The sequence below is a fragment of the Paraburkholderia denitrificans genome (genome assembly GCF_042655705.1).
Classification (GTDB): Bacteria; Pseudomonadota; Gammaproteobacteria; order Burkholderiales; family Burkholderiaceae; genus Paraburkholderia; species Paraburkholderia denitrificans.
In genome coordinates, this window is sequence record NZ_JBHSMP010000025.1 from 65304 (window position 1) to 80140 (window position 14837).

14 protein-coding genes are annotated in these 14837 nt (G+C 62.5%); 1 reads left to right on the plus strand and 13 read right to left on the minus strand.

All coding sequences use genetic code 11. The features are described from left to right. Positions 1-87: 87 nt before the first annotated feature. The 10 genes from ACFPTO_RS19010 to ACFPTO_RS19055 form a co-directional block, all read right to left on the minus strand. Positions 88-810, minus strand: coding sequence for a hypothetical protein (locus ACFPTO_RS19010; protein ID WP_377713691.1), 723 nt, complete (start codon positions 808-810; stop codon positions 88-90). Next, positions 807-1274: a hypothetical protein gene (locus ACFPTO_RS19015; protein WP_377713693.1), complete on the minus strand. Its 468-nt coding sequence runs from the start codon at positions 1272-1274 to the stop codon at positions 807-809. The genes ACFPTO_RS19010 and ACFPTO_RS19015 overlap by 4 nt, the downstream gene beginning before the upstream one ends. 29 nt (positions 1275-1303) lie before the next feature. Further along, complete coding sequence (locus tag ACFPTO_RS19020) at positions 1304-2251, minus strand: electron transfer flavoprotein subunit alpha/FixB family protein (protein ID WP_377713695.1); 948 nt, start codon at positions 2249-2251, stop codon at positions 1304-1306. A 16-nt stretch (positions 2252-2267) separates the two neighbouring features. After that, entirely contained in the window at positions 2268-3017 is a 750-nt protein-coding gene (locus tag ACFPTO_RS19025) for an electron transfer flavoprotein subunit beta/FixA family protein (protein ID WP_377713763.1), read from the minus strand. A 40-nt stretch (positions 3018-3057) separates the two neighbouring features. After that, complete coding sequence (locus tag ACFPTO_RS19030; protein WP_377713765.1) at positions 3058-3474, minus strand: MaoC family dehydratase; 417 nt, start codon at positions 3472-3474, stop codon at positions 3058-3060. Positions 3475-3485: 11 nt separating this feature from the next. Further along, on the minus strand, positions 3486-3926 hold the full coding sequence (locus ACFPTO_RS19035) for a MaoC family dehydratase N-terminal domain-containing protein (RefSeq protein WP_377713697.1): 441 nt from the start codon (positions 3924-3926) through the stop codon (positions 3486-3488). 10 nt (positions 3927-3936) lie between these two features. Next, on the minus strand, positions 3937-5121 hold the full coding sequence (locus ACFPTO_RS19040; protein WP_377713699.1) for a lipid-transfer protein: 1185 nt from the start codon (positions 5119-5121) through the stop codon (positions 3937-3939). A gap of 182 nt (positions 5122-5303) precedes the next feature. Further along, positions 5304-6338 carry a CaiB/BaiF CoA transferase family protein gene (locus ACFPTO_RS19045; RefSeq protein ID WP_377713701.1) on the minus strand — a complete coding sequence of 345 codons (1035 nt, stop codon included), beginning with the start codon at positions 6336-6338 and terminating at the stop codon, positions 5304-5306. After that, positions 6335-7486, minus strand: a complete 1152-nt coding sequence (locus tag ACFPTO_RS19050; RefSeq protein ID WP_377713703.1) for an acyl-CoA dehydrogenase family protein — start codon at positions 7484-7486, stop codon at positions 6335-6337. Before ACFPTO_RS19050 ends, ACFPTO_RS19045 begins: the two co-directional genes overlap by 4 nt. 13 nt (positions 7487-7499) lie before the next feature. Then, the gene (locus ACFPTO_RS19055; RefSeq protein ID WP_377713705.1) at positions 7500-8333 is read right to left on the minus strand and encodes an SDR family NAD(P)-dependent oxidoreductase; all 834 of its coding nucleotides are present in this window, start codon (positions 8331-8333) and stop codon (positions 7500-7502) included. A gap of 237 nt (positions 8334-8570) precedes the next feature. Between ACFPTO_RS19055 and ACFPTO_RS19060 the strand changes: the two genes are divergently transcribed. Further along, the gene (locus tag ACFPTO_RS19060) at positions 8571-9566 is read left to right on the plus strand and encodes an AraC family transcriptional regulator (protein WP_377713707.1); all 996 of its coding nucleotides are present in this window, start codon (positions 8571-8573) and stop codon (positions 9564-9566) included. 110 nt (positions 9567-9676) lie between these two features. On the opposite strand, the gene ACFPTO_RS19065 is transcribed toward ACFPTO_RS19060, so the two are convergent. The 3 genes from ACFPTO_RS19065 to ACFPTO_RS19075 are packed head-to-tail and all read right to left on the minus strand — an operon-like array spanning position 9677 to position 14830. Next, positions 9677-11704: an acetoacetate--CoA ligase gene (locus tag ACFPTO_RS19065; RefSeq protein ID WP_377713709.1), complete on the minus strand. Its 2028-nt coding sequence runs from the start codon at positions 11702-11704 to the stop codon at positions 9677-9679. A gap of 9 nt (positions 11705-11713) precedes the next feature. Beyond that, positions 11714-12577 (minus strand): hypothetical protein, encoded by an 864-nt coding sequence (locus tag ACFPTO_RS19070; protein WP_377713711.1) that lies wholly within the window; start codon positions 12575-12577, stop codon positions 11714-11716. Between the two features lie 9 nt (positions 12578-12586). After that, positions 12587-14830 (minus strand): hydantoinase B/oxoprolinase family protein, encoded by a 2244-nt coding sequence (locus ACFPTO_RS19075; RefSeq protein ID WP_377713713.1) that lies wholly within the window; start codon positions 14828-14830, stop codon positions 12587-12589. Between the last annotated feature and the right edge of the window lie 7 nt (positions 14831-14837).

Genomic DNA, 14837 nt, shown 5'->3' on the forward strand with positions numbered 1-14837 from the left:
ATGATCGAGTCAGAGACCGTTCATAGATGCATCCATAGGGAACCTAAACATTGGAATATGAAATGTAGCCGGGCGAGACCTGGATGCTCAGGCCAGGGTCGGACTCGACTCGACCCGGGTACCCGGGCGGCGCAGCAGTTGCCAGCCGAACAGCAGCATCCACGCGGGCAGCACCAGTACGCCAATCATCTCGCAGGTGCTCGACACCTCTTCGAGGTCGAGGAAAAAACCGAACACGAAGAAGAGCCCGTAGAACCCGCTGGCAATCTTCAGCAGAATCGTCCCTTTCCAGCCGTTTTTCTTCAGCACGCTCGCGATGATGGACCCGAAGAACAGTACGAGCGGACCTTCGATCCACCACAGCCCGTTCTGCGCGGCATGGGAGACGGCCGTCCACGCTGCGGCCGCGGCCACCCTGGTGGCCTGATCGCCGCCTGCGTATAAATCTGCAAGCGGGTGGATGATGCCCGCCTGGGTAAGTGCGCCGGTCACGCCCACCATGACGTAGAGAACGATGGCGAATGCCACCATCGTGACCAGCGCGCCAAGCTCCTCGCGGAAGGCGTGCAGGAAGTACCCGCCGATGACCAGGAACGGCAGGTAGAAGCCGAACGTGTCGGCAAGCATCGACCAGCGATAAAGCTCACGCATATCGGCCGGCAACGCCAGCATCGCCGCGCCGTTGACAATCATTCCAGAATCCGAGCCGGTCGCCGTCAGCAGCAAGCCCATGGTCAGGTAAGCCAGGATGCCGCCAATGATGGCGCTCCATGCCGTAAAGCGCACCACGTTGCCGGATGGTTGATTCATCTTTGTTCTCCATGAAAAACGTCCGTCTCAAACGAATTGACGAAGACCGGGTGAGCGGAAGGAATCGCCATGCTTGAGGCCCTCAATAAAGCATTTCGACAAAGCGTGGAGCGTTCTATCGGCTCGGCGGGTACGGTACGGTCACCGTCGATGACGCTGATATTCGTCAGCGTGCTCCCGTGGTCGATATTGATGAGCTCGCACATGGGTCTCTTTTCCGGGTATTTGAGGGGACTGTACAAGCAATGCGTCTTTCCGCCACCCCTGCCGCTGGCAGGGGAAATGAGGTGGGGGGCGGAGTTGGATGAAAACCGATGAACAGCACCGGGCGTCGCAGGTGCAGCTATTTTTGTGTCGCGCAAAATGCGGATAGCCACGCGCGCGCGAGGCGCGCAGAAGACCAGCGCCAAATCGAAGCGTCTTCCCAATCCGTCCAGCTTTGTCGTACCGGATTGGATCACCACGAGTAAGGAATCTCTCCGGCGGAGCCGCCTTACGCCAGTTGCGCCACCAGTTCGGGAATTTCCTTGAACAGATCACCGACGAGGCCGTAGTCGGCCACGCTGAAGATCGGCGCCTCCGGATCCTGGTTGATCGCGACGATCACCTTCGAATCCTTCATGCCCGCGAGGTGCTGGATCGCGCCGGAGATGCCCACCGCGATGTACAGATGCGGCGCGACGATCTTGCCCGTCTGGCCGACCTGATAGTCGTTCGGCACGTAGCCCGCGTCGACCGCCGCGCGCGATGCCCCCAGGGCAGCTTGCAGCTTGTCCGCCAGCGGCTCCAGCACCTTCGCGTAGTTCTCGGCGCTGCCGAGCCCGCGCCCACCCGACACAATGAACTTCGCGCTGGCCAGTTCCGGACGATCCAGCCAGGTCACTTCACGGCTGACGAACTGCGAGATACCCGAATCCGTTCCCGCTTCGATCTTCTCGACCACCGCACTGCCGCCTTCTCTTGCAACCGGATCGAACCCCGTCGCGCGTACCGTGATCACCTTGACCGGATCGCTCGATTGCACCGTCGAAATCGCGTTGCCTGCGTAGATCGGGCGCTCGAACGTGTCGGCGCCGACAACAGCCGTGACGTCCGATATCTGCGCGACATCGAGCTTCGCCGCGATGCGCGGCGCGATGTTCTTGCCGTAAGCCGTTGCGGGCGCAAGGATGTGCGAGTAGTCCTTCGCGGTGTTCAATACAGTCGCTGCGACGTTCTCCGCCAGGCCTGCCGCCAGTTGCGGCGCGTCGGCTACCAGCACCTTCACGACGCCGGCGAGCTTCGTGGCTTCGTCCACCGCATCCCGCGCGTTGTGGCCCGCGACCAGCACGTGGATGTCCTCGTCGACGAACATGGCAACGACAGCCGCGGCCGCCACCGTGTTCAGCGTCGCCGACTTGATCGACGTGTTGTCGTGTTCGGCAATAACCAGAATCGTCATTTCTTTCCGCTCCTTCTTACAGCACCCTGGCTTCGGTCTTCAACTTCTCGACCAGCGTCTTCACGTCCGGCACCATGACGCCGGCGCTGCGCTTCGGAGGTTCCACGACTTTCAGCGTCCTAAGGCGCGGCGCGACGTCCACGCCCAGGTCTTCCGGCTTGATCGTATCGAGCGGCTTCTTTTTCGCCTTCATGATGTTCGGCAGCGTCACGTAGCGCGGCGCGTTCAGGCGCAGGTCGGTCGTGATCACGGCCGGCAGCGTCAGCGACAACGTTTCCACGCCGCCGTCGATTTCACGCGCGACCATCGCCTTGCCGTCGGCAATTGTCACCTTCGATGCGAACGTCGCCTGCGGCAGACCCGCAAGCGCAGCCAGCATCTGGCCGGTCTGGTTCGAATCGTCGTCGATGGCCTGCTTGCCGAGGATCACGAGCTGTGGCTCTTCCTTGTCGACCAGCGCCTTCAGGAGCTTCGCGACCGCGAGCGGCTCGACGCCGTCGTTCGATTCGACGAGAATCGCGCGGTCCGCGCCGATCGCGAGCGCCGTGCGCAGCGTTTCCTGCGCTTGCGCGACACCAACCGACACTGCGACCACTTCAGTCGCCACGCCCGCCTCCTTCAGGCGCACGGCTTCTTCCACGGCGATTTCGTCGAACGGGTTCATCGACATCTTTACGTTCGCAAGGTCGACGCCCGTGTTGTCCGACTTCACGCGGACTTTCACGTTGTAATCGACTACGCGCTTGACTGGCACAATCACCTTCAATGTCGTCTCCACAACCTGGTCATCTGCGGCCACCATGAAATTAAAGCGCCACCACGGCCTCACCAACAATCTTCTGGATGCCAAACTGATTCACGGTATGAATCTCCAGACGAACGCGCCGCTCACCATTGGCCTCGAATTTCTCGGCCACCCGTCCGCGGCAGGCGATCGTGTTACCCAGGTGCGTGATGCCCTGGAAACGCACATCAAAGCGGCGCAGTCGTGCCTGCGGCACCCACTTCGTCAGCAGGCGGCCAAGCCACGCCATGCCGAGCATCCCGTGCGCAAACACATCCGGCATGCCGGCGCGACGAGCGAAGTCAGTGTCAATATGGATCGGATTATGGTCGCCCGAGGCGCCGCCAAAGAGCGCGAGCGTCGTGCGATCGACTGGCGCAAGCACCAGTTCCGGAAGCAGATCGCCGACCCGCACCGTATCAAAACCGGGATTCGTCATCACAGGACCTCTCAGTTGCGGCACACCAACACGGTGCGCAGTTCGGCGACAAGTTCGCCGCGCTGGTTGGTGGCGCGCGATGTCTTCTCGACGAATTCAAGCGCGCCATTCTTCTTGTCGTAGATATCCTCGATAACCGAGCGCACCGTGATGGTGTCGCCCACGCACGCCGCGGCGTGATAGGTGAAGCCCTGCTCGCCATGCAGCAGCTTCGCAACAGGCACCCCGAGTTGTTCCAGAAGCTGGTCGATGGCGCCTGAATCCAGTTCGGCCGCAAACAGGAAGGTGGGCGGCGCCGGCAAATCCGGGTAACCGGAACGCCGGGCGGCTGCGTCATCGATATAAACCGGGTCGGTCTCGCCGATGGCCCTGGCGAAGAACTGCAGGCGGGAGCGCTCGATGGGCAGCACCGACGGCGGCAACTCGTGCCCGACCCATTTTCTGTCGATCATGACAACCTCCTCAAACGCGCTCGTACAGCGTCACCACGCAGGCGCCACCGAGGCCAAGGTTGTGCTGCAAAGCCAGACGGGCGTTCGCGACCTGGCGCTTGTCCGCAGTGCCGCGCAGTTGCTGGACCAGTTCCGTGCATTGCGCCAGTCCAGTCGCTCCGAGCGGATGTCCCTTGGAGAGCAGACCGCCCGACGGGTTGGTCACGACCTTGCCGCCGTAGGTATTGTCGCCATCGCACACAAATTTCTCGGCCCCGCCTACCGCACACAATCCGAGCGCTTCATAGGTAATTAGCTCGTTGTGGGCAAAACAGTCGTGAAGCTCGACAACGTCCAGATCTTCGGGACCAACTCCGGCAGCCGCGTACACTTGCCGTGCCGCCTCCTGAGCCATACTGAAGCCCACCACTTCACGCATGTCATGTGCTTCGAAAGTGACAGGACGATCGGTCGTCATGGACTGGGCCTTGATCCGCACCGTGCGATTCAGGCCATGGCGGCGAGCGAAATCGTCCGAACAGACAATGGCTGCTGCCGCGCCACAGGTGGGGGGGCAAGCCATCAGGCGGGTCATCACGCCGGGCCACACTGCAGGCGCGGCCAGCACCTCTTCTTCGGTGACTACCGTACGAAAGAGCGCCACCGGATTGTTGGACGCGTGGCGACTCGCCTTGGCACGGATCTTCGCAAAGGTAGACAGTTGCGTGCCGTACTGCTGCATATGCGCCAGGCCCGCGCCCCCAAAGTAGCGCAGTGCCAGCGGCACCTCGGCGTTACCGACGATTTCGTCCGTGGCCTGCTCGAAGCGATCGAACGGGCTCGGGCGGTCGTCGAACCAGGCACCGAGTGCGCCCGGTTTCATCTGCTCGAATCCAAGTGCCAATACGCATTCGGCCGCACCGCTGGCCACCGCCTGGCGCGCCAGGAATAGCGCCGTCGAACCGGTCGAACAGTTGTTGTTGACGTTGACCACGGGAATGCCAGTCATGCCCACTTCGTACAGCGCGCGTTGACCCGCAGTCGAATCCCCGTACACATAGCCGATGTAGGCCTGCTGCACTTTGTCGTACGGAATGCCCGCGTCGGCCAACGCGGCAGCAGTGGCCTTGGCCGCCATTTGCGGATAGGGCTCGTTCATCCCCGGCTTCGTAAAGGGGATCATTCCGACACCGGCAACAACGACATGGTGAGTCATAATTTGCTCCAACGTAAAAGCAGTAAATATGTGACCAGGGAGGCCCGGCGTTTGTGTGCACGCCAATCGGGTTCCCGTGGGGCGGCCTTATAAATTTCTCCGAATCCTGCCATTGACAGGGATTCGATCAAGCTCACGCTGCCCGAACAACTTGCAGCCTGCGATCAGCGTCTAACGAGTCGCTACGCCGAATCCAGCGGCGTAAAGCGTGGTGCTCCGACGACATGAATTCCGCCGTCGACCCCGACGCTGTAGATTCCACGCGCCGCGTTGTGTGGATGCACGGCTGCCTCGGCAACACTAAGCACCGGCGCATAGCAGACGTCGCTACCTTCCAGCAGCGTGTCCCAGTACGCACGGGGCTGGCTGGCGAACAGCGCGGCGAATCGCTCCTTCAGCGCGGGCCAGGTCCGTACGTGGTATTGGGCCGACGGCTCGACGTCGCTCAGACCGAGCTTTTCCAGCAGCAACGCGTAAAACTGCGGCTCCAGCGCACCGAGCGTGATGAAGCGGCCATCGGCGCAGGCATAGACGTCGTAAAACGGGGAATCGTGGAACGGGCTCGGCTCGGCGCTATCCAGTTGCCCGCTGCGGCGGACCCATTGCGCGATGGATCCGAGCATCGCCAGCACATCGACGATGGCGCCGTCCACCACCCTCCCGCTGCCACCGCCGCGCACGTCGAGGAGCGCGCAAACCATGCCGAAAGCGAGCCCCAATGCACCGGCGGCATCGCCCACTACGGTAGGCGGCACGATTGGCCGCTCGCCTCGGTGCGCGGACAACGACAGCAAGCCGGTCAGCGCCACGTAATTCAGGTCGTGCCCGGCCGCCATCGCCAGAGGCCCTTGCTGGCCCCAGCCGGTCATGCGGCCGTAGACCAGCTTCGGATTGATCCTGGCGCATTCGGCAGGACCGAGGCCCAGCTTTTCCATCACGCCTGGCCGGTTGCCTTCGATCAGCGCATCGGCGCTGACCAGCAGTTCTCGCGCCTTGGCCCGGTCTTCGTCGCGCTTGAGATCGAGCGCGACGATGGTTTTGCCGAAACGCAGCGGATTGCCGCCGGTGCCACCCAGTAGTTCGGTCACCGCGCCTTTCTGCGGGCGCGCAATGACCGTCACCTGCGCGCCCATGTCCGCGAGCATGCGGCCCGCCAGCGGACCCGGACCGAGTCCCTCGAACTCGACAACGCGAACCTCTTTCAGCGGCGGATTCATTGCGGCAGCTTCCGGGCGATCAGTTCTTTCATGATCTCGTTGGTGCCGCCATAGATTTTCTGAATGCGGGCATCCGCGTACAGGCGGGCGATCGGGTACTCGGCCATGTAACCGTAGCCGCCGAAGAGCTGCAGACACTCGTCGGTCACGCGGCACTGCTGCTCCGTGCACCACCACTTGGCCATATAGGCCGCAGTGTCGTCGAGCTCGCCGTCCAGCAGGCGCTGAATACAGTCATTGACGAACGAGCGCACCACGTGGGCCATCGTCGCGCATTCCGCCAGCTTGAAGCGGGTGTTCTGGAATTCGTAGATCGACTGGCCGAATGCCTTGCGTTGTTGCGTGTATTCGAGCGTCAGTTCGACGGCACGCTCGATCACTGCCGCGGCCGGCACAGCGAGTAACAGGCGTTCGTACGGAAGCTGGCTCATCAACTGCGCAAAGCCCTTGCCCTCGACCTCGCCGAGCAGGTGATCCGCCGGCACGCGCACACCGTCAAACGAAAGTTCGGCCGTATCGGATGCATGCTGGCCCAGCTTCTCCAGCCGTCGCCCAACCTGGAAACCCTTCAGGTTCTCGGTTTCAAGCACAATCAGCGATACGCCGCGGCTGCCGGCCTCGCCGGTGCGCACCGCCACCACCAGCAAGTTGGCAGTAAAACCGTTAGTGATGAAGGTCTTGGCGCCGTCGATGACATAGTCATCGCCCTCGCGCCGGGCACGCGTACGCAGCGCCTGCAGATCGGAGCCGCATCCCGGTTCGGTCAGTGCGATACCGGCCAGCATCTCGCCGCTGGCCAGCTTGGGCAGCCAGCGCTGTTTCTGCGCTTCGGTACCGTAATCGAGGATGTAATGCGCGGCGATCGTGTGGACCGCCGTGTTGGCGGGCACTTCGGCCTTGGCCAGTTCGTCCTGCACCACCAGCTGGTACGCGAGATTGGTGCCCACGCCACCGTAGGCTTCGTCGATTTCCGGCAGCATAAAGCCCATTTCCCCGAAGGGGCGCCAGACTTCGCGCGGAATATAACCCTGGCGGCGCCAGCCATCCAGTTGCGGCGACAACTCTCCCGCAATATATCGACGCACCTGCTCGCGAAAGGCTTCGATGTCCTCATCCATCCACGGCTGGCGGAGCAATTTCGGCATCATGGTGACGTCTCCTTTAGATGCCGGTCAGGCCGCCGGTACACAGCAGCGTCTGTCCGCTCACATAGTCAGACTCGGGGATGCAAAACAGGTATACGGCGTCGGCACCCTCTTCCGGCGTACCGGCACGACCCAGGGGAATGCCCCGCTCCATCGCGGCCATCAGGTCGGGATTCACCCCAACCTTGATTTCGCGCCCCTCGATATTGGCTGTCGCGTTGTTGTCAGCCGTCGCTTCAGTCAAACGCGTCTTGATCAGACCATAAGCCACGCAGTTCACCGTGACGTTCATGCGTCCCCACTCTTTCGCCAGCGTCTCGGTCATGCCGATGATTCCCGCCTTGGCAGTCGAGTAGTTGGTCTGGCCGGCATTGCCAAAAATCCCGGCGACCGACGAGATGTTGACCACCTTGCGCATCACGCGTTTGCCGGCTTCGGTTTCAGCCTTCGACAACTGCCGGATCACCGGCTGCGCAGCCCGAAGAATACGGAAGGGCGCAGTCAGGTGGCAGTCGAGAACGGCGTACCACTGTTCGTCCGTCATTTTCTGGATGACGTTGTCCCAGGTATAGCCGGCGTTGTTGACGATGATGTCCAGACCTTTGTATTCACTGACGGCAGCGCCAACAAAACGCTCTGCGAAATCCGGCGCAGTGACCGAGCCGGCACAGACCACGGCCTCACCGCCTGCCGCGCGAATTTCGGACGCCACTTCTTCTGCGGGAACGGCATCGAGATCATTGAGGACCAGGCGCGCGCCCTCACTGGCGAGTTTCAGCGCGATGGCGCGGCCAATGCCGCGACCCGATCCGGTGACAAGGGCGACCTTGCCTTCGAGCTTGCGATTCATGAACTTTGTCTCCATTTAATGCTTCGTATCTATCCGCACCGCACTACCCGCCTGGCACGCTGCCGGGTCGAAGCAGCGGGAGGGCTCGCCGAGCCTCGCTGCTGGGAAGTGCGGATTGATTGCGCGGTGTTGGTCATGTTAAAAACACCTCCTTGAACCAGCAATTGCGCATTGCATCGATCGCATTGCAGAAAACCTCAACATTGGAGGTAGCACCGATTGGCGCCGCAATCCCCTGTGACGATACCGGTCGCATTCTTGCTCGGACTGCTCTCAGGACTGAAGGCGCGCGGCAAAGGGTATGACGACCTGTTGGCCGAGGCGGGCATTCCTCTCGCCCTGCTTGAGCACCCAGGCGCACGCATCACAGCGCAACAGTACGCGCAGGTATTCCGCGGTGCGATCGAACGCTTTGGAGACGAAGGTCTAGGTTTCTTCTCCAGGCCGCTGAAACTCGGCAGCTTCGCACTGCTGACAAGAAGCGCCCTGGGCGCGCGGACCCTGGAAAATACCATCCAGCGAATGTCCCATGTGTTCTGGCTACTGCAAGACGACGTCGCCCTTGAATTGCATCGCGAAGCCGACTCGGCGTGTCTGGTTTTCCGGTTCAGCAGCCCGCAGGTAGCAGAGCAGACGTTTCTCCACGCGCTTTTGCTACGGGTTTTCTGGCGCCTGCTTGCCTGGCTCGCGGGCGGACGCATGCCTGCTACGCGCTTTGACTTTCCCTTCGCTCGCCCGCCTTATGCCGGCAACTACAGCAAGGCCTTTCCCGCCGATATATCGTTCGAACAGCCACAGACAGCATTCTGGTTCGATGCTACGTGGCTGCAGCGCCCGGTACGGCGCGAGGAAACCGCGCTACGCCATTTCCTCGCCGACGCACAGGCCAACATCATTCTGCCGCGCCGGTCGGACGATGTCGTCAGCGCGCGCGTGCGTAGCTACCTGCATATTTGCCAACCCGTTTGGCCGGACCTTGCCACCACCGCCGAATCGCTGCACGTTTCCGTCGCAACGCTGCAAAGGAAACTTGCCCAGGAAGGCACTTCCTTTCAACTGCTGAAGGATGATCTGCGACGCGACACAGCCATTGTTCGATTGAACACAAGCTCAGTGTCGCTCGCAGAGCTGGCGCGGGAGCTCGGATTCACGGACAGCGCCGCATTCCAGCGTGCTTTCAAGAGCTGGACCGGCACCGCGCCGGGAACGTATCGTCGAGGCAAACAGGATTAGCCGAATCCGATGCGTCTTCAACCATGTTGCGCACTCAACGGGTGCATTGACACGCCGCGCCTGCGGTAAGCCTCACACGCGCGGCGCGTGCCGCCACCTCTTCGTCAACTTCAGGCTGCTGCGGCCCGAGCCTTCCTGAGAACCTCCTGCCAGCGATCATCCTTCCCTTCCGCGGCAAAGCGGATAAAGAAATCCAGTGCTGCCGGGTTGGCCATCGCATCCCGATTGGCGGCTTTTTCCGGCGACCAGCCCATCAGAATCTTGCGCACCGGCACTTCCATCTTTTTCCCGGTCAGCGTGTAGGGAACCGCTGCCACCTCAAGAATCGCATCAGGAACGTGACGCGGCGAGCAGTGCTCGCGCAATGCCGAATTGATGCGCGCAATCAACGCCGCGTCCAACGGCACGTTCTCTTTGAGCTTGACGAACAGCGGCATGAAGAACCCGCCGTCGGGCAGCTCGCAGCAGACGATCAGACTGTCGGCCACGCCTTCAACCCGCTCGACGGTCCGATAGATTTCCGCCGTGCCGATCCGCACGCCATACCGGTTCAAGGTCGAGTCGGACCGGCCGTAGATGTAGCAGCCTCCCCGCTCGTTGATCTTGATGAAATCACCGTGGCGCCAATAACCCGGAAAATAGTCGAAGTACGACTCGCGATAGCGCTCACCGGCAGTATCGTTCCAGAAGCCGATCGGCATGGACGGAATCGGATTGACGCAAACCAGTTCCCCGACTTCGTTAATAACGGGCTTTCCGTCATCGCTCCATGCCTGGACGTCGCGGGCCAGCATCCGGCACTGGATCTCACCGGCGTACACCGGCAAGGTAGGCGACGCGCCGACGAAACCACTCGCAATATCCGTCCCGCCGCTCTGCGAAGTGACCCAGAGATCTTCCTTTACGTCCCGGTAGAACCATGCGAAGGTCTCGGGCGTCGCGGGCGAACCGCCGAGCAGGACGGATTCGAGCTTCTCTAGGTTATATGACGCTCGCGGCTTGATCCCGGCCTTTTCCATCAACTGAACGAAGGTGGGGCTGGCGCCGAACATCGTCACCCCGGCTTCCTCCGCGAGTTGCCAAAGACGATCGGGCGCAGGAGCGGCCGGATGACCATCGAAGAGTACGGACGAGGCTCCCGTGAGCAACGCGGACAGCACGAGATTCCACATGACCCAACCCGTCGTCGTGTAGAAGAACATCCGCTTGCCGGGTCCCATGTTGCAATGGAACCCTATCGTCACGGACAGCTCCAGCAGCGCGCCGACGTGGGAATGCACGATCGGCTTGGGCAGCCCGGTGGTGCCGGAGGAATACACGATCCACAAGGGATGATCGTAGGCCACGCGCTCGAACGCGAACGCGTCCTTCCCCGGATCCGCGGCCTTCAACATATCCGGCAACAGCACCGCGCCAGCCACCGGACACACCGCCTGCTCGTCGAGATACGGCATCCAGACCACGTGTTCCAGGGTCGGCAGGCCCGCGACGAGCTTCTGGACTTCTTCACGGCGGTCGAAATGCTTGCCGCCGAAGCAATAGCCATCCGCCGCGAACAGCAGCTTCGGAGCGATCTGCGAGAAGCGGTCCAGCACCGTCTGCACGCCGAATTCCGGCGGCGCGCTGGAGCAGATCGCGCCCACGGCGACCGACGCCATGAAGGCAACCGCCGTCTCCACTATGTTCGGCATGTACAGCACCACGCGGTCGCCCGGTACGATGCCGAGGCGGCGCAGCTCGCTCGCCACCGCGCGCACGGCGCGGCGCAGCTCGCCTCGCGTCATGTACGCGAGCGGACGCGTTTCCGAGAGGTGCGCGAACGCAATGTCATCATCGCTACCACGATGCAGCATGTGCTCCGCGAAGTTGACGCGGGAGCCCTCGAACCACTTCGCGCCGGGCATTGCCGGGCGATCGATCACGCGTTCATAGGGCGTATCCGACACTATGCCGAAAAACTCCCAGCAGTCAGCCCAGAAATCTTCGTAGTGCGCGACGGACCACTGGCGCAGGGCCTCGTAGTCACCGACGAAATTCAGGCCGCGTTTCTTTTGCAGCCATTTGGAAAAAACCGTGATGTTCGCGCTCTCGACCCGCTCCGCGGAGGGCGCCCACAGCAGTTCGCCTTCTGAAATCATCTCTTCTCCCTATGCAGGATTCCCGGTGTGCGCGCGCAGCTCCGAGAGGCGTTCGAGCACGCCTTCCGGCCGCGCCTGCGGCGGCACCACAACGTAGTGGAAGCAACCCGTGCCGAGTGCCGGTTCTGCCCTTCCGTCAAAAAACGCCTCGTCGAGCACGCGGCCGGCCATCCCGCTGTCGTCCGGTGCGTGCGTGATCACCGCATCGAGGTATTCGCCCCGCTGCGGCGGCACCGTCGCGCCCGTATCCAGCAGCCCGATTTCCCACCGATAGTGCCGCGCGGCATTGAAGACGGACTGATAGGCCTCCAGCATTTCGACATCCGCGGGCGCTTCGCCAGGCGTCTGCGCAATCAGCAGGATGTCGACGCCGCTCTCGGCAAAGACCCGCAGGAAGTCGGCGACATAAACCGACGCACCGTCGATCTCGTCGATATCGCGGGCGATGTCCTCGCTGGGCGGCTCGCCTCTCGCCGCCTCGTAGGTCAGCGCGAACCAGCGTCGCGGAGACGGAATGACGAGTGCGAGAGGCGACGAGGCGCTGGCCGCGCGCAGCACGACCAGCAGGCTCGTGACGGCGGCTCTCAGACGCTCGTCTTCGAGCAGCCGTCGCAACGGATACGCGGCGCGCGCCTTGGCCGCCATTTCCTTCGCCAGGCCGGGCTCGCTCACGAGCAGCGCCGCCGCGACTTCCTCTACCGGAAGTGCGACGACGTCCGAGCGCAGCAAGCCCTGCATCTTGCTGTGAAACGCGGAAAAAGCAGCCTGGTCGAGCCATGGCACCGAGGTGCCAAACAGCGCAGCGCAATATTGATAGCCGTCGATCCAGACAGATCGCCCTTCGGCTATGGCTTGCCGCAATGTATTTCCCATGGCTTTCTCTTATTCGTTGGCCTTCGCTTCGAATTCGGCGATGCGCGCCTTCAGGCGTGCGTTCTCAAGCATCATCGGGTCGGGCATATGGAGCGGCGGGCAGGCCTCGGTGGATGCCACCGTGCCGTACGGGCCGGCATAGACCTCCGGGGCGTCGTTCCACACACCGAAGTACTGGACGCCCTCGGGCGGGGCGGGGCGCACGTGCTCTCGCACGAAGTCGTCCCACTTCATGCCCTGCTGCTTGCGCTGCGCACGGATCGCGGCGCGCCTGGCCTCGGTCGCCACCGGGTCCAGCAGGAAGGTCTGCTCGTCGCAAATCACGCCATACAGCTCGCGCGCCGTGTACATCGACACCAGGCCCTCCTCGAGATCCTTGACGACGCGCGCCGGATCGCGCTCCAGCACGTCGCCGTAACCGCCGCCGCCGCCCTGGCTCATCATGAACAGCTCGCCTTCCTTGTACAGGTCGAACGGCACCGACATCGACTGGGCGGTATACGTCGCGCCCTCGAACGGGCGGTTGTTCATCAGGTCTTCGATATTGGCGTTAAACAGATGCGGACGGTCGCGCAGGTCTTCCAGCAGGTTCTTGCCGCGGATCGTGCAGACCGAATACACCGGGCACGCATAGCCGCCGAACAACCCCGAGGTGGACGGGAAGTACGACCCGCCCACGAAGGTCTGGAAGCCGAACGGCATGGTGCCGGCGCGCATGAAGCCCATCTGGTAGCCGGCGCCGCCGCGATGCTTGCCGAAGCCGTGGTTATCGGGCCACAGGCGCTTCGAGATCACGCTGATGTACGGCAGGTTCTGCTCGGTGTGCTCGGCTTCGCCGAGGTCGGTGTAGGCACCGAAGTTCGGGCTCGGGCTGTGCTCGCCGTCCTCGTCGCACTTGGCGCCGCCGCCCATGCCGTTGAGGTCTGCGCACGCGTTGCCGACGGTATCGAAATGCTGCGTCAGGCCGCCGTAGATCACCATCTGCGGCTGGTTGAACCAGGCCGCCTTGACCTTGCCGTAACGCCTGGGCACGCCGTAGTAGAACTTGGAGAACGCCAGCTCGTAGGAGCTGATGGCCTTGAACGCCGCCATCATGCACAGCGCCACAGGCACTTCGTTGTCGCAATCGAGCAGCGAGTTCTTGTCGGTCAGGACATCGACGCAGTCGACGAGCGCCGGCCCCGCCTGCAGGTCCGGCCAGACATGGTGGGACAGCGTGATGGCCAGCGAGATCAGTTGCGTCTGCAACAGGCTGTTGATCGAGCGGTTGGCAAACTGCGGGCCGCAGCCGCGCATGTCGATCACCAGCCGATCGCCTTTCTTGTTGAACGTCAAGGGAATCTTGGCGATCATCGGCTCGCGCGTGGTCTCGTCCATGAACATGCGCACGCGGACCGTGCCGTCCGGCAACTCGCGCAGGCGGCGCTTGACCTCATCGCGCAACAGTTCGATCGAACCGCGCAGGAAGCCGACCATGGTCGCTTCGCCATGGCGGACCACGGCCTCTTTCATGCGCTTTTCCAGCGTGCGGCAAGCGGCCAGACGCGCCTTGATGTCGGCCAGCATCACGTACGGCTCGCGCGAATTGTTCTGCACCAGCGTCAGCACGTCGGTCTTGATCCGATAGTTCTCGACCAGCTTGAGCGGCGAACCCTTGAAGCCCTCGTCCCACTTGCTTTCGATCATCGGGCCCATGCCGCCCGGCGTGCGGGCGCCGACCTCGCCTTCATGCAGGGCGCAGCACACCCACGAAATTAGCGTGCCGTTCGAGAACACCGGCATGAACAGATGCTGGTCGGGGCTGTGGATGCCACCGTAGCGGCAATCGTTGATGAGAAAGGCATCGCCCTCGCGCACACCCACCGTCGGGTCATTTTCGAAATATTTGGCGATGAAGCGGATCGGATAGTGCAGGCAGGCCGAAAAGCCAGCCACGCCGCGATTCGAGCAGATGGCCATGTCGCCCTTCGCGGTGAAGATGGCCGTGGACATGTCGCCGCACTGCGCGGCCGGCGAAGCCACGGTGAGTTCTGCCAGGTCGAACGTTTCGTCAAGCGCGGCCTGAAGCTGCGTGCGGATCTCCGCATACAGATCGGTGTTCATGCCCTGCGCGAGCGCCTCCTCTTCCCACGCGCTGCGCGGCGCGATGTGGTGGTTACGCATAATCTCCGGGTCCGGCGCGAGGAAGGCCTTCTTGCCCTCCACGAACTCGCGGACGATGTCCTGCTCGCTCTTTGCTTGAATGCTGCTCATGAATTTG

Excerpts from the sequence above, each read along its gene's own strand:
- ACFPTO_RS19010 (WP_377713691.1), bottom strand. The coding sequence starts at position 810 with ATGAATCAACCATCCGGCAACGTGGTGCGCTTTACGGCATGGAGCGCC.
- ACFPTO_RS19065 (WP_377713709.1), bottom strand. The coding sequence starts at position 11,704 with ATGATTTCAGAAGGCGAACTGCTGTGGGCGCCCTCCGCGGAGCGGGTC.
- ACFPTO_RS19050 (WP_377713703.1), bottom strand. The coding sequence starts at position 7,486 with ATGATGCCGAAATTGCTCCGCCAGCCGTGGATGGATGAGGACATCGAA.
- ACFPTO_RS19075 (WP_377713713.1), bottom strand. The coding sequence starts at position 14,830 with ATGAGCAGCATTCAAGCAAAGAGCGAGCAGGACATCGTCCGCGAGTTC.
- ACFPTO_RS19020 (WP_377713695.1), bottom strand. The coding sequence starts at position 2,251 with ATGACGATTCTGGTTATTGCCGAACACGACAACACGTCGATCAAGTCG.
- ACFPTO_RS19045 (WP_377713701.1), bottom strand. The coding sequence starts at position 6,338 with ATGAATCCGCCGCTGAAAGAGGTTCGCGTTGTCGAGTTCGAGGGACTC.
- ACFPTO_RS19035 (WP_377713697.1), bottom strand. The coding sequence starts at position 3,926 with ATGATCGACAGAAAATGGGTCGGGCACGAGTTGCCGCCGTCGGTGCTG.
- ACFPTO_RS19040 (WP_377713699.1), bottom strand. The coding sequence starts at position 5,121 with ATGACTCACCATGTCGTTGTTGCCGGTGTCGGAATGATCCCCTTTACG.
- ACFPTO_RS19030 (WP_377713765.1), bottom strand. The coding sequence starts at position 3,474 with ATGACGAATCCCGGTTTTGATACGGTGCGGGTCGGCGATCTGCTTCCG.
- ACFPTO_RS19055 (WP_377713705.1), bottom strand. The coding sequence starts at position 8,333 with ATGAATCGCAAGCTCGAAGGCAAGGTCGCCCTTGTCACCGGATCGGGT.
- ACFPTO_RS19070 (WP_377713711.1), bottom strand. The coding sequence starts at position 12,577 with ATGGGAAATACATTGCGGCAAGCCATAGCCGAAGGGCGATCTGTCTGG.